This window comes from Gilvibacter sp. SZ-19 (assembly GCF_002163875.1).
Classification (GTDB): Bacteria; Bacteroidota; Bacteroidia; order Flavobacteriales; family Flavobacteriaceae; genus Gilvibacter.
In genome coordinates this window covers 2,225,388-2,248,241 of record NZ_CP019333.1, presented here as the reverse complement: position 1 = coordinate 2,248,241, position 22,854 = coordinate 2,225,388, and the positions used below count along the sequence as shown (strand labels likewise).

At 44.0% G+C, this 22,854-nt stretch carries 21 protein-coding genes; 7 read left to right on the top strand and 14 right to left on the bottom strand.

The genetic code is table 11. The features are described from left to right. Positions 1-44: 44 nt before the first annotated feature. Positions 45-2,072 (bottom strand): dihydrofolate reductase, encoded by a 2,028-nt coding sequence (locus BTO09_RS10480; protein ID WP_087524730.1) that lies wholly within the window; start codon positions 2,070-2,072, stop codon positions 45-47. Positions 2,073-2,158: 86 nt separating this feature from the next. Here BTO09_RS10480 and BTO09_RS10475 point away from each other — a divergent pair, with 86 nt between their 5' ends. From BTO09_RS10475 to BTO09_RS10460, 4 genes are all read left to right on the top strand, one after another. Next, positions 2,159-3,220, top strand: a complete 1,062-nt coding sequence (locus BTO09_RS10475) for a GyrI-like domain-containing protein (RefSeq protein ID WP_087524729.1) — start codon at positions 2,159-2,161, stop codon at positions 3,218-3,220. Next, positions 3,220-3,600: a fluoride efflux transporter CrcB gene (crcB, locus tag BTO09_RS10470; protein WP_087524728.1), complete on the top strand. Its 381-nt coding sequence runs from the start codon at positions 3,220-3,222 to the stop codon at positions 3,598-3,600. The genes BTO09_RS10475 and crcB overlap by 1 nt, the downstream gene beginning before the upstream one ends. A gap of 191 nt (positions 3,601-3,791) precedes the next feature. Further along, positions 3,792-5,027 (top strand): MFS transporter, encoded by a 1,236-nt coding sequence (locus tag BTO09_RS10465; RefSeq protein ID WP_087524727.1) that lies wholly within the window; start codon positions 3,792-3,794, stop codon positions 5,025-5,027. 16 nt (positions 5,028-5,043) lie between these two features. Further along, positions 5,044-5,790 carry a DJ-1/PfpI family protein gene (locus BTO09_RS10460; RefSeq protein WP_087524726.1) on the top strand — a complete coding sequence of 249 codons (747 nt, stop codon included), beginning with the start codon at positions 5,044-5,046 and terminating at the stop codon, positions 5,788-5,790. Here BTO09_RS10460 and BTO09_RS10455 read toward each other — a convergent pair. Next, positions 5,787-6,230, bottom strand: coding sequence for an Lrp/AsnC family transcriptional regulator (locus BTO09_RS10455; RefSeq protein WP_087524725.1), 444 nt, complete (start codon positions 6,228-6,230; stop codon positions 5,787-5,789). The genes BTO09_RS10460 and BTO09_RS10455 overlap by 4 nt on opposite strands. A 130-nt stretch (positions 6,231-6,360) precedes the next feature. On the opposite strand from BTO09_RS10455, the gene BTO09_RS10450 reads away from it, so the two are divergent. Continuing rightward, positions 6,361-6,744 carry a hypothetical protein gene (locus tag BTO09_RS10450; RefSeq protein ID WP_087524724.1) on the top strand — a complete coding sequence of 128 codons (384 nt, stop codon included), beginning with the start codon at positions 6,361-6,363 and terminating at the stop codon, positions 6,742-6,744. Positions 6,745-6,751: 7 nt separating this feature from the next. On the opposite strand, the gene BTO09_RS10445 is transcribed toward BTO09_RS10450, so the two are convergent. Beyond that, entirely contained in the window at positions 6,752-10,201 is a 3,450-nt protein-coding gene (locus tag BTO09_RS10445) for a methylmalonyl-CoA mutase family protein (RefSeq protein ID WP_087524723.1), read from the bottom strand. A 126-nt stretch (positions 10,202-10,327) separates the two neighbouring features. Between BTO09_RS10445 and BTO09_RS10440 the strand changes: the two genes are divergently transcribed. Next, positions 10,328-11,032: a DUF4197 domain-containing protein gene (locus BTO09_RS10440; protein WP_087524722.1), complete on the top strand. Its 705-nt coding sequence runs from the start codon at positions 10,328-10,330 to the stop codon at positions 11,030-11,032. 127 nt (positions 11,033-11,159) lie between these two features. Then, on the top strand, positions 11,160-11,348 hold the full coding sequence (locus BTO09_RS10435; protein WP_087524721.1) for a hypothetical protein: 189 nt from the start codon (positions 11,160-11,162) through the stop codon (positions 11,346-11,348). Here BTO09_RS10435 and BTO09_RS10430 read toward each other — a convergent pair. The 11 genes from BTO09_RS10430 to BTO09_RS10380 all read right to left on the bottom strand — a co-directional run bounded on the left by BTO09_RS10430 (position 11,332) and on the right by BTO09_RS10380 (position 22,504). After that, positions 11,332-12,105 (bottom strand): helical backbone metal receptor, encoded by a 774-nt coding sequence (locus BTO09_RS10430; protein WP_087524720.1) that lies wholly within the window; start codon positions 12,103-12,105, stop codon positions 11,332-11,334. The genes BTO09_RS10435 and BTO09_RS10430 overlap by 17 nt on opposite strands. After that, a complete protein-coding gene (gene pyrF, locus BTO09_RS10425) occupies positions 12,095-12,913 on the bottom strand; it encodes an orotidine-5'-phosphate decarboxylase (protein ID WP_087524719.1) in 819 nt (272 codons plus the stop codon). The genes BTO09_RS10430 and pyrF overlap by 11 nt, the downstream gene beginning before the upstream one ends. Continuing rightward, on the bottom strand, positions 12,914-13,990 hold the full coding sequence (gene prfA / locus BTO09_RS10420; protein ID WP_087524718.1) for a peptide chain release factor 1: 1,077 nt from the start codon (positions 13,988-13,990) through the stop codon (positions 12,914-12,916). 33 nt (positions 13,991-14,023) lie between these two features. Next, the gene (locus BTO09_RS10415; protein WP_087524717.1) at positions 14,024-15,205 is read right to left on the bottom strand and encodes an AIR synthase related protein; all 1,182 of its coding nucleotides are present in this window, start codon (positions 15,203-15,205) and stop codon (positions 14,024-14,026) included. Positions 15,206-15,270: 65 nt separating this feature from the next. Beyond that, a complete protein-coding gene (locus BTO09_RS10410; protein WP_087524716.1) occupies positions 15,271-16,779 on the bottom strand; it encodes a carboxypeptidase-like regulatory domain-containing protein in 1,509 nt (502 codons plus the stop codon). Positions 16,780-16,788: 9 nt separating this feature from the next. After that, positions 16,789-18,207 carry a CsgG/HfaB family protein gene (locus tag BTO09_RS10405; RefSeq protein ID WP_087524715.1) on the bottom strand — a complete coding sequence of 473 codons (1,419 nt, stop codon included), beginning with the start codon at positions 18,205-18,207 and terminating at the stop codon, positions 16,789-16,791. A gap of 11 nt (positions 18,208-18,218) precedes the next feature. Further along, complete coding sequence (locus BTO09_RS10400; protein ID WP_087524714.1) at positions 18,219-18,611, bottom strand: curli production assembly/transport component CsgF; 393 nt, start codon at positions 18,609-18,611, stop codon at positions 18,219-18,221. Positions 18,612-18,619: 8 nt separating this feature from the next. Beyond that, the gene (locus BTO09_RS10395; protein ID WP_087524713.1) at positions 18,620-19,399 is read right to left on the bottom strand and encodes a CsgE family curli-type amyloid fiber assembly protein; all 780 of its coding nucleotides are present in this window, start codon (positions 19,397-19,399) and stop codon (positions 18,620-18,622) included. 3 nt (positions 19,400-19,402) lie between these two features. Beyond that, positions 19,403-19,897: a hypothetical protein gene (locus BTO09_RS10390; RefSeq protein WP_087524712.1), complete on the bottom strand. Its 495-nt coding sequence runs from the start codon at positions 19,895-19,897 to the stop codon at positions 19,403-19,405. A 107-nt stretch (positions 19,898-20,004) separates the two neighbouring features. Next, on the bottom strand, positions 20,005-21,261 hold the full coding sequence (locus BTO09_RS10385; protein ID WP_087524711.1) for a hypothetical protein: 1,257 nt from the start codon (positions 21,259-21,261) through the stop codon (positions 20,005-20,007). A gap of 118 nt (positions 21,262-21,379) precedes the next feature. Next, positions 21,380-22,504, bottom strand: a complete 1,125-nt coding sequence (locus tag BTO09_RS10380; protein ID WP_087524710.1) for a hypothetical protein — start codon at positions 22,502-22,504, stop codon at positions 21,380-21,382. Positions 22,505-22,854 lie beyond the last annotated feature (350 nt).

Genomic DNA, 22,854 nt, shown 5'->3' with positions numbered 1-22,854 from the left:
GGCACCATAAAGTTCGGGAGGTTTTTTTATAGATTTCTCTTAGTCTACTTCAAGAAGCTATAACGCTTTGCATAGTCTACCATTTGCGAAACAAAACTCTCTGGCTGTACCACTTCAAAACCAGTGATCTCACCATTGTCGTCCATTACAGGAACGATCTCCGGATTCACAAAACCACCATATGGTGCTGCAGTAAACTTGCTGTTACGGTCTAGAACCTCTTTATGAAGGTCTTGATCTACTTTAACACCGTAGTCCTCTACCAAGGCTTTGGCAGCTTCATAATCTCCTTCTGAAGTAATGCGCTGCGTCTCACGAAGCAAACGCCCAAAGATCTCCCGTAGCTTTTGGTAATCGTTGATGTTGTAATAGGTTTTACCATCTTTTACAATCTTCTCGATCACATTGTCCGCTTGCCCTTGCTCATAAGCCCAGGCACTCACCCATTGGCGGTTACGCATATGCGCCTCTTCTACATCAGCTCCAAGCTCCAAGCGTACCAATTGGCTTACCAATCCGTTGCGGATATAGCCGTCATAAGCAGCCATTCCTGTTTTTTCCCAGTCTTCTACTAAGCCGAGCTCTTGCAGTTTAGGATCCATAAGGTAGTACAGTCCAAAAAGATCTGCACGACCTTCTTCTATGGTCGATTTGTAACTTTTCAAGGTTTCCTTTGGAGTTCCGACTCCTGGGTTGATCTGTCCAGAGGCGTGCCCCACTACTTCGTGCAGTGCTGTGTGCAACTTATCTGCCAACTGCCCATACTCGGTTTCCAATTCGATCTCCAAAGAGTCGTAAGCGAATTCCTTTAAGCGGCCAGTGCTTCCAGCGTTGGCATAAGAATTAATGATATTACCTAAAGACACCGACTTGCTTCCATGCTTCTGACGGATCCAGTTATTGTTCGGAAGGTTAACTCCAATTGGCGTAGATGGGGAAGCATCTCCAGCCTCTCCTGCCACGTTCACCGTCTTGTATGAAACTCCGGTCACGTTGTCCTTTTTGTGCTCGTCCATAAGTGGAGAATTGTCCTCGAACCATTGGGCTTCTTTAGAAAGCACAGCCATCTTCTTAGACATATCAAAGTCCTTGATCTCTACGATGGTCTCATAAGATCCCTTATATCCCTTCGGATCGTTATACACCTCGATGAATCCGTTGATCCAATCGATATTACCTTCGGTAGAGTTTACCCAAGCTACAGCATAATCATCCCAAGTGTCCAGACTTCCTGTTTTGTAGTACTCGATCAATAGGCCAAGGGCTTTGGCTTGATTTTCGTTTTCCGCAACTCCTTGAGCCAATTCCAACCACTTGATGATCTCGTCAATAGCTGCACCGTACATGCCACCACTTTTATAGACTTGCTCTACGAGTTTTCCGTTCTCTTTTACCAGACGCGTATTGAGTCCAACTTCAATGGGTTCGTCTGCATCTACCTCGATAGCACTGTAAAATGCTTCTACTTCTGCCTCGGTCACGTCAGGTCCGTAAAAGTTGATCGCACTTTCCAATACAATGTCTGCATCCTTACTCAGGTTGACCTTTTTAGCATCCGCATCATTAAAGATCACTTCGAAAGCTTCTGTTTCTAAAGAGGTATTGGTTGCAGCCATCAATTCTTCTAAGTAAGCAGCGTCAAAACCTGGCTGTAATTTATCGTTCGAATAATGGTGGTGGATCCCGTTGGAGAACCAAACTCGCTTTAAGTACACTTCAAAAGCCTTCCAATTGTCTGTGCTCTTATCTCCAGAATAGGTAGTATAAATGTTCTCTAGAGCAGCGCGAATGGCCAAGTTGTGACGGTAGTTCTGCGCCCACATGATATCACGTCCTGCCAAACCAGCTTGAGTTAAGTAGTAAACCAGCTTTTGCTCTTTCAAGGTCAAATCGTCCCAGCCGTCAATTTTATAGCGCAAGATCTTCAGATCTGCAAACTGATCTATCTGATATTGAAACTCCTGCTCTACTGCCTTTGTTGCTAGATCCTCGTTGGAATCACTGGCAGATTCCTGGCAAGACCAAAGAGTAAAACTCAAAAAGAATCCCGCCAAAAGGTATTTAATGTTCATAATTTAGTTTGTTTAGATATGCGCAAATGTAGCAAAATAATCCCTGTGAATTTGATATCTTAGGGGCTCATCAACAGCTATAAAGCATGAAGTTTTTAAAGTATTTGTTTTTGCTGATCCTGGTCGTCCTGGTAGCCGGAGCGGTTTACTTTGGTGCTCAAGATGGTAAGTTCGACGTAGCGGTAACCAAAGATCTTCAGGTTCCGCAAGCCTTGGCTTTCCAAACTGCCGACAACTACCAGACCTGGGCAGAATGGGGTCCTTGGATGGAAACCGACCCTAACATACAGATCAGTTATAGCGACACCATACAAGGTTTAGGCGCTGCCTATTCATGGACAAGCGATCACCCCGAAGTTGGCAACGGCAATATGCAAACTGTCGCTGTTGTGGAGCAGCAATCTATAGATCAAAAGATCACCTTTAACTCTCCTTTAGGAGCAAGTACGTCTGATGTGTATTGGCGTTTTGAACCGGGAGATAACAATACCACCAGCGTAACCTGGGGCATGAAGGGAGAACTTGGCCTAATGGAAAAGGTGTTTATGGCCTTTCAATCTGGATCTTTTGAAGACGCTACCAAGACCATGTACGAAAAAGGTCTGGAAAACATGGAGAACTATATTCAAACGCAGATGGCTAAGTTCTCTGTCAATTTCGACGGTATTGTGGAATATGGTGGGGGTTACTATATGTATGTGACCGAATCGGCAACCAAAGCAGGTCGCGCGCTTAAAATGGGCCCCATGCTCGGCGAAGTAATGGCTTATATGCAATCCAACAATATTCAACAAAGTGGTGCGCCTTTTACTATTTTTCATCAGATGAATGCTGAGGCTGGTACGGTGATCTTCTCTGCAGCCATTCCAGTTAAAGAGCGGATCAATACCGCATTAGACAGTAAAGTGCTCTGCGGCTATATGGAGCCACTAACGGCTGTGAAAACCACCCTAAAAGGCAATTACGACCATCTTGATGCCGCATATCAGGCGGCCTATACCTATATTGAAGAAAAAGCGCTGGTCTTAGATCCGGAGCAACCAGAATTTGAGGTATACACTTCTGATCCGGGGCTAGAACCCAATCCGGCCAATTGGCTCACCGAGATCTATGTTCCAATAATTACGCCTACACAAACCATCAATTAATGAAGGCAGTACTGTTGGTGTTTTTAGGCGGAGGATTAGGTAGCGCCTGCCGCTATTTGGTGGGTAAACTGATAGCAGACCAGAACTTGTCTAGCTTTTGGGGAACCTTTTCTGTAAATATGTTGGGCTGTTTGCTGATAGGCTTGCTTTTAGGAGCCAGCAATCGTTATGGCTGGATAGACCAGAACCAACTTTGGCTCTGGACAGTAGGATTTTGTGGCGGTTTCACCACTTTTTCCACCTACGCCTTAGAAGGACAACAATTCTTAAAGAACGGGCAGTTTGCAGCTTTTGTGGCCTATATGGCAGGTAGTTTACTTATTGGAGTCCTCGCTGTGGCTGTGGGAATCTGGCTGAGTCGCATCGGAATAAATTCTTAAGAGCCGTTTACCATTGAATTAAATATTGTAGCTTTACCTCAAATTAGAATCGAAATGATTTGTACCGCAGTCCAATATAAAAACGGGAACTGGTCTTATGACCAAACGGAGGCTGTGTATTAATGAGCGAAATTTAAACCTATTATAACGAGCGTCCAGTTGAATAACCTGGACGTTTTTTTTTGCCAAAAGTGAAAACACTGTATCAAAACTATCTCGAAAACTTCAGAGGACTCTCCAAAGAGATCTGGATGCTGTCTTTGGTGACCTTGATCAACAGAACAGGGGCCATGGTGATTCCCTTTTTGTCCTTGTATCTGATGAAAGAACTGAATTTTAGCTTTGCCCAAGTAGGTTGGATTATGACCTGCTACGGTTTAGGCTCCGTTTTGGGCACCTATGTCGGCGGGAGAATCACAGATATTATTGGTTACTACAATGTGGTTGTTTTGAGTTTACTTCTAGGCGGATTGGGCTTCATTAGTTTGCAATGGGCCTCTGGTTTTTATGGCGTTTGTTCGGCCATATTCGTTGTGATGTTTTTGGTAGATGCCTACCGACCTGCAATTTTTGTAGCAGCAGAAGCTTATAGTACACCACAGACCGTGACACGCGCAATTGCCTTGATTCGACTCGCCATAAACCTGGGTTTTTCCATTGGACCGCTCGTTGGTGGGATCATCATAGCAACGGCAGGTTACAAGGCTATATTCTGGATAGATGGCGTAAGCTGTATGATAGCCGCAGGGGTAATGCTCCTGAGTTTAAAAGCGGTGAAAGCACCCACTAAAGCAGAGCGCAAGGCCATGATAAAACACGGAGCTCCTCCCTTGAGAAACCGGCCGTTTTTGATCTTCTTTTTACTGATGATGCTCATCGCAATAGTATTTGTACAGTACTTTTCTTTGGTGCCCATCTATTACGAAAAGATCTACAACCTCAGCGAAGATGTCATTGGCTGGATCTTGTTCTTAAACGGAGCCATGATCGTGCTCACCGAAATGCCATTGGTTGGCTGGTTGGAGCGCAGTAAGATCTCGAAAGCGCGTTTAGTGGCTATCGGTACCTTATTCTTAGCAGCAAGTTTCTTGGTGCTGAACATTGGACATCACTTTGGACTTCTGATCGTGGGGATGATACTCATGACCATAGGAGAAATGATAGAATCGCCTTTTTCTAACGCACTTGCTTTAGAATTGTCGCCTCAAGGCCGCAAGGGCAGCTATATGGGCATGTACAGCATGAGCTGGAGTTTTTCGCATGTTTTTGGACATAATACCGGCATGAACATGGCAGACCGCCTCGGTTTTGGTATGACCTTTAACATCTTTGGAATTGGTTTGATGATCATTGCGCTGATCTGTGATAGAATGCATAAGGTTTGGAAGCAATCCGTTACCTTTATTCAATCGAACAAAGAGGCTTAATAAAATTCTTAATCAGATGAAATACTGGCTGATCTTTTTTGTCTTACTGCTGAGTTTAAACGGTTGCAAAAAGCAGCAAACAGGTAGTTTAGGCACCGTAGAACTGGAAACAACCAAGACCTTTCCGCCTATAAATCCGCTGCGATACAACGTAGGATTTTTGATCATGGATGGCACTTACAACACGGAATTTACGGCGCCATTTGACATATTTCAGCACACCATTTATCGCGACAGCATTAAGGCGATGAATGTTTTCACTGTGGCCAATACAGACGATCCTATTACCACTTTTGAAGGCGTTCGTATCATTCCAGATTACAACTATCTAAGCGATGAGATTCCCAAGATCGATATCTTGGTTATTCCAAGTGCAGAACATCATTTGGATAGCGACTTGGAAGATACAGCCATGCTCAATTGGGTCAAAGAAGTAGCAGACAAGGCCATGTTTGTCACTTCTCATTGTGACGGTGCTTTTGTACTGGCCAAAGCCGGGCTCTTAGATGGATTGGCTTCAACTACTTTTCCATCAGACATTCAGAAATACAAAGAAATGTTTCCGAACTTGGACGTGCGTGAAGATGTACTTTTTGTGCGCCACAACCGCTTTATCACCTCAGCAGGAGGTGCAAAGAGTTTTGAAGCTGCATTGTTTACTGCGGAGTTGCTCTACGGTAAAGAGGTAGCCAGGCGTTTGGCCCAAGGTTTGGTCATAGATTGGAACCTAGACGAGGTTCCTCATGTAAATATAGTCGATTAATTCAACTTTTGGATCGGCGCATTCTTGATCACATTAGATAGGACTATCTGTGTCTTGGTCTCACCGTAAATAATGAGTTGATCGATAAAGCTCTCTAAATGCAATTGGTTTTTTAAGACCACTTCCATCACGATGTTCTCATTTCCCGTAATGCGATAACAGTTCACAACTTCGTTAAAGGTCTTTACTTTTTCTAAAAAAGGTTTGAGTTTCCCCATAAATGCTCTCAACGTAATTATCGCTTTGAGTTGATACCCCATTTCTAAAGAGGAAAGATTCGCGTAATAGCCGTTAATGATACCTGCATCTTCCATCTTTCTGATCCGCTCTGCAACGGCCGGAGAAGTGATCCCAACCTGCCTTCCGATCTCGGCATTAGACTGTCTCGCGTTGTCTTGCAAACACTTGAGTATCTTCCAATTAAGGGTGTCCATCTTCATTTCAGTAGTTTTTTACACTATAAAATTAAAATTATTAAGCAAAATTACATTAAAACTTTAAATCTTATAGAATACTCCCCTAATATCTAAGTAACTTTGAGTGTTTTGATGAACTATCATTACAATTGCTATGTATTCAACAGTTCCCTCATCGCCTATATATCAAAAGGCTTTGGAGATTTTCTCCTTATCCCGAAGAATTTCGGACTACTTGGTCGATGACCTTGCCGAACTAAGTCCGTCCGGAAATGAGAATCCGCATATCTATTTTACAGGTGATATTGTGCAGCAATCTGTTTGTTTGGCCCCAGAAATTCTCAAGGCCGAACAACAACTAGAGCGCGACAAAAAACACCAGCATGCCGATTCCTTGAATCGCTTAACGAACAAGCTTTACACGAACTGTCAACGCTTAGAGCGAAGCAACAGTAATGGAGCCGAATTCGTCTCGATCTTAAGAAAGGAATTGCGCAAATTCAAGAAGTTGCAACGCAACTGGATGCTTACGCTGTAAAACTCCATTACATATTTCTTCTGTACTGTCCTCCGACCTCAAAAAGGGCTTGAGTGATCTGTCCTAAGGAGCAACGCTTACAGACTTCCATCAATTGTTCAAAGATATTGTGGTTTTGCACCGCAGCCTGTTGCAGGTCAGCGATCAATACTTCTGAGATATCTGCATGTCGAGCGTGTAATGACTCCAGCGTATCTATCTGCTGCTGCTTCTCTTCTTCTGTGGCGCGGATCACCTCCGCAGGAAGTACCGTAGGAGATCCTTTCTTACTCAAAAAGGTATTCACCCCAATGATAGGGAACTCGCCATTGTGCTTTAAGGTCTCGTAGTACAAGCTTTCCTCTTGGATCTTAGAGCGCTGATACATGGTTTCCATAGCGCCCAAAACACCACCTCTTTCGGTAATGCGATCAAACTCTGCCAAAACAGCCTCCTCAACCAAGCTGGTCAACTCTTGAATGATATAAGCTCCTTGTATCGGATTCTCATTCTTAGCTAGGCCCAATTCTTTGTTGATGATAAGCTGGATAGCCATGGCACGACGTACACTTTCTTCTGTAGGCGTTGTAATGGCTTCATCGTAGGCGTTGGTGTGTAGCGAGTTACAGTTGTCGTAGATAGCATACAAGGCCTGCAGCGTTGTTCTAATATCGTTGAAGTCGATCTCTTGAGCGTGCAGACTACGCCCAGAGGTTTGAATGTGATATTTGAGCATTTGCGCTCTTGGGTTGGCGCCGTATTTATGTTTCAACGCCTTAGCCCAAATTCTTCTTGCCACACGGCCTATCACTGCGTATTCCGGATCGATCCCATTGCTAAAGAAGAACGAAAGGTTGGGCCCGAACTTATTGATATCCATCCCTCGGCTCAAATAATACTCCACATAAGTAAAGCCGTTGGCCAAGGTCAAGGCCAATTGAGTAATAGGGTTGGCTCCAGCTTCTGCAATATGGTAACCCGAAATAGAGACCGAATAGAAGTTGCGCACTTTATGATCTATAAAGTACTCTTGCACATCTCCCATAAGTCGCAGGGCAAACTCCGTAGAGAAAATACAGGTATTCTGAGCTTGATCTTCTTTTAGAATATCGGCCTGTACCGTACCGCGTACTTGTTGTAAGGTCTCTGCCTTAATACGCTGGTAAACGTCTTTAGGCAAGACTTCGTCACCGGTAACACCCAATAACATAAGCCCAAGTCCGTCATTGCCTTCTGGCAGCTCACCGCGATACACCGGACGCTGCTGCCCTTTGGCTTTGTAGATGGCATTGATCTTTTTATCAATTTCTGCTTCCAGACCTTCGGCTTTGATGTACTTCTCGCAGTTCTGATCTATAGCTGCGTTCATAAAGAAACCGAGCAACATAGGCGCTGGTCCGTTTATGGTCATACTAACGGAGGTCATCGGGTCGCTCAAGTCGAATCCGCTGTAAAGCTTTTTAGCGTCGTCTAAACAGCAAATCGACACCCCGGAGTTTCCGATCTTACCATAAATGTCTGGTCGGTGTCCTGGGTCATTGCCGTATAAGGTAACGGAGTCAAAGGCTGTAGAAAGGCGCTTGGCAGGCATCCCCTGGGAAACATAGTGAAAACGTCTGTTGGTTCGCTCTGGTCCTCCTTCTCCAGCAAACATACGCGTCGGATCTTCTCCGGTGCGCTTAAAGGGATACAAACCGGCAGTATAAGGGAACTCCCCCGGAACATTCTCTTGTAAGGCATATTCTAAGATCTCACCCCAGGCGGTATACTTAGGCAAAGCCACTTTTGGGATATCTGAATGCGACAGCGATTTGGTATGCGTCTCTATTTGAATTTCCTTGTCACGAACTTTAAAGCGATAAATAGGATCTTTATATCGAGCTACCTTATCTGGCCATTGCAGTAGCAGTTCCCAGTTATAAGGGTCCAAATTCATTTTAACACGATCAAACTCTTTGCGCAGCAGTCCTAAGAAGGTTTCATTTTCTGCGGATACGGTTTCGGTAAGATAATCTTCGTTCAACCCACCTTTACCCAGTACGTCTTTGAAACACGCTTCGGAATCTATATTTAGCACCGAACAAATGGTCTTGTAAATACCAAAGAGTTGTTGAGCTGTGCTAACTTGCCCAGCAGCACGTTCATCATAAGCTCTGTTGTTCTCTGCGATCTCAGATAAGTAACGTGTACGCGCCGGCGGGATCACATAGATCTTCTCACTCATGGCGTCGGTAACTTCGTAAGAACTCTTAAGGTCGGCCCCTGTTTTGGCAACCAAAGTGTCCATTACTTTACGATACAAGGTGTTCATCCCCGGATCGTTGAACTGAGAGGCTATGGTACCGTAGACTGGCAATTGCTCTTGTGGCGTATCCCACAGATTGTGGTTACGCATATATTGTTTTTTCACATCGCGAAGCGCATCCAATGCGCCGCGCTTATCGAACTTATTTATTGCCACCAGATCGGCAAAGTCGAGCATGTCTATCTTTTCCAGCTGTGTTGCAGCTCCAAATTCTGGAGTCATCACATAGAGCGAAATGTCTGAGTGCTCTAGGATCTCGGTATCGCTTTGTCCAATTCCAGAGGTCTCTAATATGATCAGATCAAAGTCCGCAGCCTTTAAAACCTCCACCGCTTCGTTGACATATTTACTCAATGCCAAATTGCTCTGACGGGTAGCCAAGGAACGCATATAAACACGTGGAGAATTAATGGCATTCATTCGGATTCGATCTCCTAAAAGGGCTCCTCCTGTTTTACGCTTAGATGGATCAACAGAAATAAGACCCACCGTCTTTTCCGGGAAATCGATCAAAAAGCGTCGCACTAACTCATCGACCAAACTCGATTTACCCGCACCTCCAGTACCCGTAATACCTAAAACAGGTGTGCTTGTCTTTGCGTTTTTCTGGTGTATGGTATCTAAGGTCTCTTTGGCAACCTCTGGGAAATTTTCTGCAGCAGAGATAATGCGCGCAATAGCGCCAGTTTCTTTGGATTCCAAACGGGTCACTTCTCCGTTTAGCGAATCCCCAATAGGGAAATCTGCTTGTTGCACCAGGTCGTTGATCATACCTTGTAAGCCCATTTCTCTACCATCGTCCGGAGAATAAATCCGCGTGATTCCGTAGTCCATAAGCTCTTTGATCTCTTCTGGTAAGATCACACCGCCACCGCCTCCAAAGATCTTGATGTGGCCAGCTCCGCGCTCTTGTAAGAGATCGTACATATACTTAAAGTACTCGTTATGCCCACCTTGATACGAGGTCATGGCAATGGCATTGGCGTCTTCTTGTATGGCCGTGTTAACCACTTCTTCTACAGAACGGTCGTGACCCAGATGGATCACTTCTACTCCTGTAGCTTGGATAATGCGACGCATGATATTGATCGCTGCGTCGTGACCATCAAAGAGCGAGGCTGCAGTTACAATTCGTACTTTATTCTTGGGTTTATATGGAGCGGCTTGCTGCATGGTAATTGTCCTAATTTTGGCGCAAAGTTAATTATTTTGGGGGTGATTTTTGTACTTTCACCTCGAGAACGAAATCGTTTTAGGACAAGCTTAAGAAAATCGCTATCTAAATCCATCACAAATACTATGAAACGTCTACCCTTAATCCTTTTTACCTTTATCACTTTTAGCTGCGGAGAACTGCAACAAGTTGTCAATAATTTGCCCGGTGGACTACCTGCACTAAGCGAAGCTGAAATTGGAAATGGATTGAGACAAGCCTTAGAATTTGGGATCGAAAAACAGGTGAGCAAGCTCACCGCAACAGACGGTTTCTACAAGAACGAATTGGTTAAGATCCTCCTGCCCGAAGAGCTGAGAAAAGTAGATGCCACTCTTAGAGATATTGGTCTTTCCAGTTTAGCGGACGAAGGTCTAAAAGCGCTCAACAGAGCTGCAGAAGATGCCGTTAAAGACGCGACCCCAATATTTGTTGCCGCTGTAAAGGACATCACCTTTGCCGATGCTAAGAATATTCTGCTTGGTGCCGACAATGCCGCTACCACTTACCTTGAGAACAGAACCCGTACCGCACTTTATGCCAAGTTCAATCCGGTGATCAATAATTCCTTTAGTCGGGTTGGTGCCGATGTGATCTGGACAGAGCTAATTAACAAATACAATGCTATTCCACTGGTCAATGATGTCAACCCTGATCTGACAGATTATGTGACCACAGAAGCCCTTAAAGGTGTTTATACAATGATAGCCGTTGAGGAACAGGAAATTAGGAATAAAATTGGGGCTAGAACCACTGATCTTTTACGCCGTGTTTTTGCGCTTCAGGACTAAAAGCACACTTTAGCCGACAAAACCATCATTGGGCGAGGGTTTTCTTACATTTTTACGCCAGACCTTTAAGTAAATATTAGGTTTCCTTTAAGGAAATGTGATTAACTTTAAACAAAATCACTCCCCTATGTTATTTACGCTCAAAAAAAGCAAGCTTAGACGCCTTGAGATATCGTACCAAAGATGGATGCGATATGCTTACACGACTGCAGTTTTCGATAAAGACGAGAGCAAACGCGCTCTTCAAATTGCAGAACGCAAAATGCAAGAGATCCAATTGCTTTTGGACTCTGAATACGTTAGTGCAAGCGCTTAAAATACTCATAGGCCTGCCCAAGTCTGCTCCCGTACCAACTAAAATATTCACCGTCTACTAATTTGACGGTCACTCCTAACTGCGCTTCCAATTCGGCGCGATCCTTTTCTTTGAAAGGATAAGGTTCTGAACTCAAAAAGATCTGATCGGCCTGTTGCAGGGTTTTTAAATCGACCTCCGGATAACGCCCATTTGGATCTGACACTATATTCTCAAAACCATTCTCACGCAATAGATCACCGATAAATGTGTTATGCCCTGCCACCATATAGGGTGACTTCCATATTAAATAAGCCGTCTTTAATGCAGGTTTGTCATCGATATAGCCTTTAAAATCTCTCCGAGCCGTTTCTATAGCCCTTATCAAGTCCGCAGCTTGCTCTTCTCGCCCAAAAAGAGCTCCCATGGCACCAATAAAGTTCAAGCTATCCTTTACGGAATTGATATCGCTAACCCATACGGGCGCAATAGTTTCAAGAGCAGCTACGATCTGCTGAGTATTTTCTTCTTTATTGGCAATGACGATGTCTGGCTTCAGAGCGGAGATCTTGTCGATCTTTACATTCTTGGTGCCTCCAACTATCGTCTTTTGTTGCTTCAGATCTGTAGGATGCACACAAAACTTGGTGATACCGACAACTTGCTCTCGCAGCCCAAGGTCTACTAACAGTTCGGTTTGAGAAGGCACTAAGGAAACGATTCGACTGGGAATCTTATCAAAATGATGTATACGTCCTAATTGATCTTTAGACTCCATGGAGTACAGTTGCCATTTGCTGCTGTAAATCTGCAGCTTTGGCTGCGGCAGCCGTTGCAAAGTCTTCGCCAGAAGAGGCATAGATAATTCCTCGAGAAGAATTTACCAAGAGTCCAACATTGTCTGTCATCCCGTATTTGCATACCTCGGTCAAGGAGCCACCCTGAGCTCCTACTCCCGGGATCAGTAAGAATTGGTTGGGTAATTTTTGACGTATTACTGCCAAATGTTCTGCTTTAGTAGCGCCTACCACATACATAAGACGATCTGCGTTTTCCCAAGTAGAGGCAGTCTCGATAACCTGCTGGTAAAGACTTTGATCGCCTACAGAGAGCGTCTGAAATTCAAAAGCTCCTGTATTAGAGGTCAAGGCCAACAGGATCACATATTTCCCTTCGAACTGTAAAAATGGTTCTACAGAATCTCTTCCCATATAAGGAGCTACCGTGACCGAATCAAAATTCATTGATTCAAAGAAGGCCTTGGCATAACGTGTAGAGGTGTTTCCAATATCGCCGCGTTTAGCATCAGCTATGGTAAAGTGATCGGGATACTCTGCGTTCAAATAATCGATGGTCTTTTGTAAGGCCTGCCACCCTTTAAGCCCATAGGCTTCGTAAAAGGCTGTGTTGGGTTTGTAGGCCACACAAAGCTCCGAAGTAGCATCTATGATCGCCTTATTGAAAGCGAAGATTGGATCTTCTTCCTTAAGTAAATGCGGTGGTATCTTTTCTAAATCAACGTCCAGCCCTACACACAAAAAGGAGCGCTTGGCTAAAATCTGCTCGGTTAATTGCTGGCTTGTCATTTAAAAAAGTTCGCTGTTCTCTTTAAGTTTCTCGGTATTCTCTGCGAGCATCAGCTCGTCGATAAGCTTTTGTATATCTCCATCGATTATATTACCCAAATCGTAGAGGGTAAGACCAATGCGGTGATCGGTAACACGGCCCTGCGGATAGTTGTAAGTCCTGATCTTTGCAGAACGGTCTCCGGAAGAAACCATGCTTTTTCTTTTCTCAGAATCTGCAGCTTGCTTTTTAGCTAGCTCAGCCTCATAAAGACGCGAACGCAATACCTTTAAGGCTTTTTCCAAATTCTTGTGCTGCGACTTTTGGTCCTGACAACTCACTATAATGCCCGTGGGCTCGTGATGTAGTTTAATAGCAGAATAGGTAGTATTTACAGATTGCCCTCCAGGTCCTGTCGATGTGGTTCGTTCAATGCGAACGTCTTGCATGTCTAGCTCTACATCGAACTCTTCTGCCTCTGGCAGAACCATTACAGTAGCCGCACTAGTGTGTACACGGCCTTGCGTTTCTGTTTGTGGTACACGTTGCACGCGATGCACTCCCGCCTCGAACTTGAGGGTTCCGTATACATCCTCTCCTGCTACTTCAAAGATGATCTCTTTAAATCCACCAGAAGTCCCTTCGTTATAATCGACGGTAGAAACGCTCCAACCACGACCTTCGCAATACTTGGTATACATACGGTAGAGGTCTCCGGCAAAGATACTCGCCTCGTCACCACCAGTTCCTGCGCGGATCTCAACAACCACATTCTTGGCGTCTTCCGGATCTTTTGGGATCAGCATATAGCGTATCTCCTCTTCCAGTTGCGGCAAGCGTTCTTTAGCACTTTCCAATTCCATTTTCGCCATCTCAAGCATTTCCTGGTCAGAACCATCTGCAATGATCTCCTCTGCTTCTGAGATGTTATTGGTTAGGGCAATGTATTCTTTGCGTTTCTTCATGAGCTCGCTGAGCTCTTTGTACTCCTTATTGATCTGCACATATCGCTTCTGATCGGAAATGATATCTGGTTGAATAATAAGGTCACTGACTTCGTCAAAACGCTGTTTAACTATATTGAGTTTATCGAGCATAGTGGCAATAACTTGGCCGTAAATTTACGACAATTAATGATAGTGGAATTCTCCTTGTTGGCTGCGGATGGTCAATGACTTTTCTGCCGCATCTTCGACCCTACCTACTATCTGAGCAGCTACTCCGAAGGATTCAGAAATAGCGATGATTTGATCGGCAACAGCCTGAGGAACATAAAGCTCCATACGATGCCCCATATTGAAAACCTGATACATCTCTTTCCAGTCCGTACCGCTTTGCTCTTGAATGAGGTTAAATAGTGGTGGTACTTCGAACATATTATCCTTAACAATGTGGAACCGATCTACAAAGTGTAAGATCTTGGTCTGTGCACCTCCACTGCAATGTACCATTCCGTGAATATGTTGTCTGTCTACAGTTTCTAATATCTTTTTGATTATCGGGGCGTAAGTTCGCGTTGGCGATAGCACAAGTTTACCTGCGTCTAAAGGACTGTCGGTAACCTTATCTGTCAATTTTTTAGCCCCCGAATAAACGAGTTCTTCAGGCACCGCTGGGTCAAAACTCTCTGGATATTTCGTTGCTAGCTCTTTACCAAAAACATCGTGTCTTGCAGAAGTTAAGCCGTTGCTTCCCATACCGCCATTGTACTCGGTTTCGTAAGTAGCTTGACCGTAAGAAGCCAAACCAACGATCACATCGCCGGCCTTAATATTGCCGTTGTCTATCACCTCATCACGTCGCATGCGAGCGGTAACGGTAGAGTCGACAATGATGGTTCGTACCAGATCCCCAACATCGGCTGTTTCGCCTCCGGTTGGATAAATGTCAACGCCAAAATCCGCCATCTCTTTAACCAGTTCTTCGGTTCCATTGATTATCGCTGCTATGACCTCACCGGGAATTAAATTCTTATTTCTTCCGATTGTAGAACTCAGCGTAATACCAGAAGTCGCACCGACACAGAGAAGGTCATCCAGATTCATCACCAAGGCATCTTGAGCGATCCCCTTCCAAACCGATAGATCTCCAGTCTCCTTCCAATACATATAAGCCAGAGAAGATTTGGTTCCTGCACCATCGGCATGCATTACCAAACAATGATCTTGGCTTCCTGTTAAGTAATCAGGGACAATCTTACAGAATGCCTTAGGGAACAAACCCTTGTCGATATTCTTGATAGCATTGTGAACGTCCTCTTTGGCCGCAGATACTCCGCGCCCGGCATAACGTTTAGAAACCTCCTTACTCATATTGTGGTTGACTTTAAGCGCAAAAATACCACAATTGCTATAATTACTAAAGCCTAGTTATGCTCTTATTGCTCGTAATCGATCATAGCCGCATTGGTCAGTAATTGTTCTGCATTACCAGGAGCTCCTCCGAGGTCATGAAAAAAGACACTAGGAGTAGCTGTAGCGGCTCTTGGTTTGTCGGTGTAGTAAATATCATTCTCATTTGGTCCGAATCGCGGATCGAAATTATTTCTTCCGGTGGGTACCGCCGTATCTATGGTTGTCGTACTCGAAGAGACTCTATCGTAAAGAAATAATCGCGCATCCTGAGGCAAATAAGAAGGCAATTCAAATCCGGAAATGTCATACCAATACAGCACTTTGGAACCGTCTATATTCAAGTCTAGTCCTCCTGCAGCCCCTGGTTGTCCATCAAAAACAGTATCCAGTAAATTTCCGTCTATATCCACAGTAATTATAGAAACATTATAACCCTCTATATCGTTTAGCTTTAAGGCAATGATGTCGTTAAATTCACTCCAAGCAATTTCGGTCACTAATAAGCCTGCAGCAGGTTCATAAAAAGAAGTTGTTACTCCAGTGGTTGCCGTTGTACTTATCTGCCTAACCCCACTCAATGTTGGGAAAAGGATACTGGCTCCATTAGGTTCCCAAGCAAAATCAACTTCGTTCAAGTCAAATCCACTTACCGGAACTGCAAAGGTGAGCTGTTGTTTATTACCGCCATCCTCATCCATGATAAATAATTGCGTCTGGCCACCTACACTTTGCAAATAGGCGATTTTTCCAATAGCGCTGTTCTTTCGAGGTCTCCAGCTGTTGGTAGCCTCGGAGGTCAATTGAATGAGGTTTCCGTCCAGATCGGCTCCGTAGATCACATTGTTTGAACCTACTTTTCTAACAAAGAGATACTCAGCATTAGGAATAGCTGTGGTTTCAAAACTGTTTATCGCGCTCAATACCGGAGGGTTGACACCATCGTCTGCGCTGATCTGCCAGAAATATTGTGTGGAGAACATAAGGCCACTATTCACTGTGAGCGTAGTGTCTGAAACAGTTTGCAATTCTAAGACCTCGTCGTTCTGATCGTTTTGTAGGCTGATGGTATAGGTCACGGTATCATCTTCGTCCGGATCTCCACCCGACCAAACGAATTCTAAACTCAAGGGCAGATCTGTAGCATTATTGGCCGGACTTATGGCCACAGGAGTATTGGGAGAGTTATTGTCCAGTACTTCTCTGCTGAGTTCAAAGATGACGTTAGATTCTCTATCGGCAGCAATAACTGCTGCCTCAAACTCTACCACAAAACCATCAAGCTCTGCTTGCACGGCATAATCGCCTACAGGCACATTGGTAATTTCAAATAGTCCTGCATTATCAGTGAACACGGTACTGGTTATAGGCTGCGTAGAGATCTTTACATTAGCTAAAGGAGCATTATCTCCACTTGAAACTACCAAGCCTGTGAGCGTTCCTGTAACGCCGTCTTCTATTTTATCCTCACTGCACGCACTGAGAACTACAAAGACTGCAAAAACTAAGCATTTATATATAAGTTGGGATTTCATGGGTCGCGTTTAGTTTGTTGTTTGTTTGGTTGTACCACCACCAAAGTGGTAATTCAGACCTATTCCAAAGGTCAAATAGTGATCGTCTCTTGAACCGAAGATCTCGTCATCTAATTTATCTGTAAAGCTGACGTGATAGCCAGCTCGAGCGAGTATGGAAAAGTTCGGGTTCACCATATATTCAAATCCTGCTCCGCCTTGTACTTTAAAGAAACCTTCCCAATCTTGCAGAAACTTGGCCTCGGTATTGTCTACAAAGCTCATATAGCCTCCTCCTCCGTAGAAAATTGGTGAGAATTTATCGTAAGGCAGTAAGCGATATTGCAGATTGGCATCGGCTGTTAGCCACCAATAACGTCTGGAAATGGCCTTGTTGGCATTCAATCGTAAAATACTCCCTTCTACCCCTACTCGGAAAGCATCAGAGAGTTTGTATTGGTAGCCAAGACCTGCGTTAGCATCCACGTCGCTCGAAGAGAAATCACCATTGATATAGGTTCCCCCTAAATTTAGGCTGAGCACGTGTTTCTTTTCGCTACGCTCAGCCAATTCACGTTCGTAAAGACCGGTGGAAGCTTCGAGCTCCTTTTCTAGCAAATAGTCGTCAATTAGTTTTTGATCGATCTCCTCACCTTCTTTAGACTGCCAAAGTCCGTCCATGATCCCTTCAATAATTAAGGCCTCCACCGCTTTTTCAATAGCTTCTGACACGGCCAATTGGGTAGGCTCGTTCTTAGTAAAACCAGTCTCCACTTCTAAAAGACGCTGGAAGTTCACATAACGGAACAGACTTACGTCTACGGCTTGGGACAAAATGGTTTTGGACACATATACGGTTTTTAAAATGGCCCCATTGCTCGTAGAAACTGCGCGCAAGTAAACGGTGATACGGTCTTGTCTGTAACGGGTAGATCCTCCGGCTCCAAAATAACGCGCCCCGGCCCCACCAGTAAGTATGTTAGTATCGTAAGAGATCACACCTCCTTCTAAGAGTATGCCCGCAAAGAGCAAAGGCTTGAGTCTGGGGATATTGGCATCAGGATTGGCCTTTCTAAAATCGTCGCGAGTGGATCGGATAATATTGCGCTCGTTGAGCAAGTTGCTCAAATTTTCTCGCTCAATAGGATTGAACCATTGCGAATCTTCAAGCGCTTTTATTAGAATGGTTGTAGCGCCTTGGGTAACGGCGGTACTAAAGGTGCTTCCGTTTTCAACAGCTTTGTACTGACCAGTCTGATCCTTGAAGTTGTATACACCAACAACTATTGGTTCGTTAGGCAGTGGTAATTGTTTTAGCACAGTGGTCTGATCTGACAGCTCACCAAGACGCGCATTTTGCACATCGACAGGCTGATTGAACAGGGCGCCACAGCTGTTAAAAAGCACAAGCATAGCGAGGATAGATATCCTGTACATAAGCTTTCTCATTGTATTGTTTGCTAGTTGGGAATGATTATTTGGGTTTGTTCTCCTGTGGAGGTGTCGAGTATATTGACTACCAGACCTTCTGCAGAATCAAATATCTCTAAAGCAAGAGTTCCGAAACTGTAAGTTCCAGCCTCAAGACCATCGCCCAATTGGGCAGAAAAAAGACCGCGCGTGAGCTGTCCTAAAATCTGTCGGTTTAGACTCTCTGCAAAGCTGTCAAGGGTGGAAAGATCTTCGCGGCCAAAGCTTTCATTAAAACCGTTCTGCGCATTGGCCGAGTTCAGCAGCCAGTTGTAATTGAACGTGTCTCCGCCAAATGCCGGATTAATAGGACGATAAACAAGCTCCTGACCAAAACTGATCTGTGCGAGTCCGAATAAAATAAAGGTTAGTAGTATTCTCATTGTGTTAGTTAGTATTTTCTGATCGTATTTTGATCGCGTTTTTGCTGCTGCAAATAGCGAATGGTGCGGTTCAATGCAATATCTGCCATGTCAGATATATAGTCGCTTCTGGGGTTTACAAAGAATTGCCAAACTAAAGCATCACCGACCTTTACTTCTACCTTAGTGTTTGTGCCCAGTGCTAATAGTTCGTCTATGGTTATGATAAACTCAGAATTAACCTTCTTGGCCAAATAGTTTGCATAGTATTCGCGATAAAAGTCGCGAGCAGGTTTGGTCTTGGTGTTCTCAATTACAAGGCCACGCAGCACTATTCCGTCGGGTTCGTCCATGGCTTCTTGCTGATTCTTATTTGGGTCCTGCTCAAAGGAGAAAAGATCAGGATCTTTCTTGTCATCTCCGTAGAACACTACTCTGTCTTTTCCGATTATCTTATCGTTTTCGTCGTAAATGAGAAGCAGAATGATCTTTCTGCGTAGGTCTCTTCTAGGTAAGGTGAGGCTATTCAATACTTTTTTCTCCGCTGCTGGCAAAACAAATCGTTCTTCCTTGTCTTCTTTGACGGTCGTACCGTCCTCTAAAAGGACAAAGGCGGTAATTACATATCTAAGGGATTTGTCTATGGAGGTCTTATTTAGACCAGAGGCTATGATATTGATGAACTCATCATTGAACTCGACATCCAACTTGGCAGCCACATCTTTATTGTAGATCTGCCCTTGAGCCGTATAGCCCATAAGCAGTAAAATCAATAGCACGCTCCAGCGCAAATTCCCCTCAGATCGCATGTTTTAGTTGAAGCTGCGCACAATTATAGATTGATTCTGTCCTTGCATGGTGATCTTCATATCTTCAGAAATGCTGTTGCCTCCGTGAAAAACAAAATTTTGATTTGCTCCGTCTTGTACAATGGTCAGATTGTGTAAGCGCGTATTGGTACTAAAATCACTGACTAAATGATTATTACCACGTTGTTGGATCTGTTGATTCACCAGGTCTACGCGCAACTGTAGGTCGATAATGTTATTGTCTCCCACCTGAGCAATGACAAAGCTGCTGTTATCTGCCGTGGTATTGATCTGCAAACTGTTATTGGCTCCAAGCTGATCGATAAAAACATTGTTATCGTTGGAGTTGGTCGCCCTTGCTTCAGGAGTATTGCGTTGATTCTGTAAGAGTACTTGTTGCTGCTGATCACTGACCTCATCGTCCGTATAGGTCTGTGCTTGCATCCCTCCAAATACAGTCAGGATAAGTACAATTAGTAAGTTGATTTTTCTTTTCATCTCTAACGTTAAATTAGGTCTTTAATTAACGATATAATGGGCGTGCCTATCAAGAGGCACGCCCAATATTATTAGGTCCTTATCCAACTAAGGACTCGGTCTTTTTGCTACAGATCGCTCTGAACAACAGTTGAACTGTTTCCGTTTCCAACTTGATTCACTACACTCATGTGGTTGAATCCAGTCTGAAGCACAGTACTAGAGTTGCTGTTACCAATTTGGCTTACAACGCTCTCATTGAGGTCACCTGTTTGAATAACACCAGAAACATTGGTGTTACCTTCTTGGTATACATCACTGAAGTTATCGTCGCCGAATTGCTTCACATCGCTAAAGTTGCCCATTCCAATTTGCTGAACGATACTTTCGTTTCGGTCTCCATCTTGAAATACACTACTGTTGTTAAGTAAACCGTCTTGAGCTACAGATGAGTAGTTCTCGTCACCAAGTTGAGCAACACCAGAAGTATTGTTGTTGCCTAACTGCTCAACATAAGATTCGTTGTCGTCACCGATTTGGTTAACGAGTGAACCGTTGGCAGTACCTATTTGGTAAACTATAGAAACGTTATCATCTCCGGTCTGTGAAACAAGACTACCATTGGAATCACCGTCTTGGATGGTCAAGGCTCCATTATTATCACCGGTTTGGGTGATAACACTAATGTTTCCGTTACCATACTGACCAGCGCCAGCGTAGTTCATGTTTCCAGTTTGGGTCATTTGATTTGTATTACTATCTCCAAACTGTTCGTTTTCTGCAGTATTGTCGTCACCAACTTGGGTCTGATCGTTGTCGTTGCCATTACCTTGCTGATCACTTCCGGCATAGTTGAAATCCCCTTGTTGAAGAATGTCGGAGTCGTTGTTGTCTCCAATTTGACGGTTTCTGCCGTCATTGACGTCTCCTTCTTGGGTAATGTCCGAACTATTGTCATTGCCTTCTTGTCTGATCCAAGCAAAGTTTCCATCTGAACCGGCTCCGTCTGCATCGCCAAATTGATTGACGTTTGCAGTGTTCGAAGACCCTTCCTGATAGATGTTTGAATCGTTATCATCGTTGATAGAAGCACCGGCACCGAAACCTTGATAGGTATTGGCCTGGTTGGAATCACCGATCTGATCTACATCAGAATCGTTGTTATTTCCAAGCTGATCCGTATCGTTTTGGTTCATGCTACCGGTCTGATCAACCGCAGAGGTATTGTCATCTCCAACTTGATCTACAGTAGAGTTATTCATAAATCCGGTTTGATTAACGGCAGAACCGTTTCCGCTACCGGTTTGGGTAACTACACTGCTATTGGATTGAGCAAAAGCTGCTACAGAGAACAATATTGCGAATGCACTTAATAAATTTTTCATAAAAATTGTAAGGTTGTGGGGAAAAGCAGTTGCCTGCTTATCGCTTTGATTTTTGATCTAGACCACCGCCCTGTTAAACACAGGGCAGTGGAGCAGATCAATTAAATATCAATTGAGATTAGTCGTTCTGAGTAACTGTACTGCTGTTTCCGTTTCCAGTCTGAAGAACTACAGACATGTGCTGAGTTCCGTTCTGAGAAACGTTGCTTAGGTTAGAGTTACCAATTTGGTCAACATCTGACATGTTGTTGAAACCATCTTGTGCAACATAAGACTCGTTCAAGTCTCCAGTTTGGTTAGCAGTAGAGATGTTCTCATCCCCGTCTTGAGTCGCGTTAGCGATGTTCTCGTTACCGATAGAAGTGTTCTGAGCGTCGTTCAAGTCACCGAACTGTCCTATATAAGCACTGTTCATGTCACCTACTTGATAGTTTCCGAAGAATCCACCGTTAGCGTCGTTCATATCACCTACTTGCTCGATAGCAGAAACGTTCATGTCTCCGTACTGTCCAGTACCAGAGTTGTTGTCGTTTCCGATAGAAGAGTTGGTAGCTGTGTTGTTGTTACCTTCTTGGTTGATACCCCAAATAAGGCTTCCACCACCACCTAGGTTGCGCTCTCCTTGTTGGAAAGAAGAAGCGGTGTTAGAGTCTCCAGTTTGTGTGATCTTGAACTGGTTCTGAAGACCGTCTTGTCTCAAGTTGTCCACAACGTTGTTGTTTCCAAGCTGATCAACATCGGCATCGTTCTCGTTACCAGTTTGGTACACACCCCAAAGACCTCCGTTAGCTACGTTACCTACACCAAATTGATAGATATCAGAAACGTTGTCAGCACCCGCTTGACGCGTACCGGCGTTGTTACCATCACCTAAAGATGTAGTGTAAGCAAGGTTGTCGCTACCTGATTGGTAAGTACCCCAGATAAGTCCGGTACCACCACCTTGGTTTCCGTTACCTTCTTGATAAGTAACAGAGGTGTTGCTCGTACCGTCTTGTGTAGTGTAGAATTGGTTGTTGTTACCAATTTGATCTACATCAGAGTCGTTGGTGGTTCCGAACTGCTCTACTTCAGAGTCGTTGTTGTCACCAATTTGGTCAACGTCAGAGACGTTCATCAATCCAGATTGTAATACGGATGAGGCGTTGCCATTACCGTCCTGGAATACATCACTATCATTCATTTGGGCAAAACCCACAGTTCCGAATAATAGAGCTGCTGCGCATAAAACTACTTTTTTCATAATTGTTTGATTTAAGTATAAGGATTAGGAATTAGTTTACTCTTTCATGTTTTCACTCGCAGTAAAGCTATCGCGTGGTTTGGTCAAGGCACACGAATCCCTGCTTCACTTGATGTGAATTTTTAAATAACTGTTTTTTAAGTATTTACACATTAATACTACACAGTATTAAGGTGTAAATTGGGTTTGTTTTGAAAATTGCAGCAGATGACTTCGCGTCTTACTTTAGCTGCTTCTGAGGGGATATAGCAATCTCTTGCGGAATAAATATCGGAAAAATTCCACGGGCTAAAAAAGGGATATTTCCTGTTGATTTTTCCAAAGGTTTAAATTGTAGTACAAGTCTTACA

Excerpts from the sequence above, each read along its gene's own strand:
- BTO09_RS10480 (WP_087524730.1), bottom strand. The coding sequence starts at position 2,072 with ATGAACATTAAATACCTTTTGGCGGGATTCTTTTTGAGTTTTACTCTT.
- BTO09_RS10475 (WP_087524729.1), top strand. The coding sequence starts at position 2,159 with ATGAAGTTTTTAAAGTATTTGTTTTTGCTGATCCTGGTCGTCCTGGTA.
- crcB (WP_087524728.1), top strand. The coding sequence starts at position 3,220 with ATGAAGGCAGTACTGTTGGTGTTTTTAGGCGGAGGATTAGGTAGCGCC.
- BTO09_RS10460 (WP_087524726.1), top strand. The coding sequence starts at position 5,044 with ATGAAATACTGGCTGATCTTTTTTGTCTTACTGCTGAGTTTAAACGGT.
- BTO09_RS10455 (WP_087524725.1), bottom strand. The coding sequence starts at position 6,230 with ATGAAGATGGACACCCTTAATTGGAAGATACTCAAGTGTTTGCAAGAC.
- BTO09_RS10450 (WP_087524724.1), top strand. The coding sequence starts at position 6,361 with ATGTATTCAACAGTTCCCTCATCGCCTATATATCAAAAGGCTTTGGAG.
- BTO09_RS10445 (WP_087524723.1), bottom strand. The coding sequence starts at position 10,201 with ATGCAGCAAGCCGCTCCATATAAACCCAAGAATAAAGTACGAATTGTA.
- BTO09_RS10440 (WP_087524722.1), top strand. The coding sequence starts at position 10,328 with ATGAAACGTCTACCCTTAATCCTTTTTACCTTTATCACTTTTAGCTGC.
- BTO09_RS10435 (WP_087524721.1), top strand. The coding sequence starts at position 11,160 with ATGTTATTTACGCTCAAAAAAAGCAAGCTTAGACGCCTTGAGATATCG.
- BTO09_RS10430 (WP_087524720.1), bottom strand. The coding sequence starts at position 12,105 with ATGGAGTCTAAAGATCAATTAGGACGTATACATCATTTTGATAAGATT.
- pyrF (WP_087524719.1), bottom strand. The coding sequence starts at position 12,913 with ATGACAAGCCAGCAATTAACCGAGCAGATTTTAGCCAAGCGCTCCTTT.
- prfA (WP_087524718.1), bottom strand. The coding sequence starts at position 13,990 with ATGCTCGATAAACTCAATATAGTTAAACAGCGTTTTGACGAAGTCAGT.
- BTO09_RS10415 (WP_087524717.1), bottom strand. The coding sequence starts at position 15,205 with ATGAGTAAGGAGGTTTCTAAACGTTATGCCGGGCGCGGAGTATCTGCG.
- BTO09_RS10410 (WP_087524716.1), bottom strand. The coding sequence starts at position 16,779 with ATGAAATCCCAACTTATATATAAATGCTTAGTTTTTGCAGTCTTTGTA.
- BTO09_RS10405 (WP_087524715.1), bottom strand. The coding sequence starts at position 18,207 with ATGAGAAAGCTTATGTACAGGATATCTATCCTCGCTATGCTTGTGCTT.
- BTO09_RS10400 (WP_087524714.1), bottom strand. The coding sequence starts at position 18,611 with ATGAGAATACTACTAACCTTTATTTTATTCGGACTCGCACAGATCAGT.
- BTO09_RS10395 (WP_087524713.1), bottom strand. The coding sequence starts at position 19,399 with ATGCGATCTGAGGGGAATTTGCGCTGGAGCGTGCTATTGATTTTACTG.
- BTO09_RS10390 (WP_087524712.1), bottom strand. The coding sequence starts at position 19,897 with ATGAAAAGAAAAATCAACTTACTAATTGTACTTATCCTGACTGTATTT.
- BTO09_RS10385 (WP_087524711.1), bottom strand. The coding sequence starts at position 21,261 with ATGAAAAATTTATTAAGTGCATTCGCAATATTGTTCTCTGTAGCAGCT.
- BTO09_RS10380 (WP_087524710.1), bottom strand. The coding sequence starts at position 22,504 with ATGAAAAAAGTAGTTTTATGCGCAGCAGCTCTATTATTCGGAACTGTG.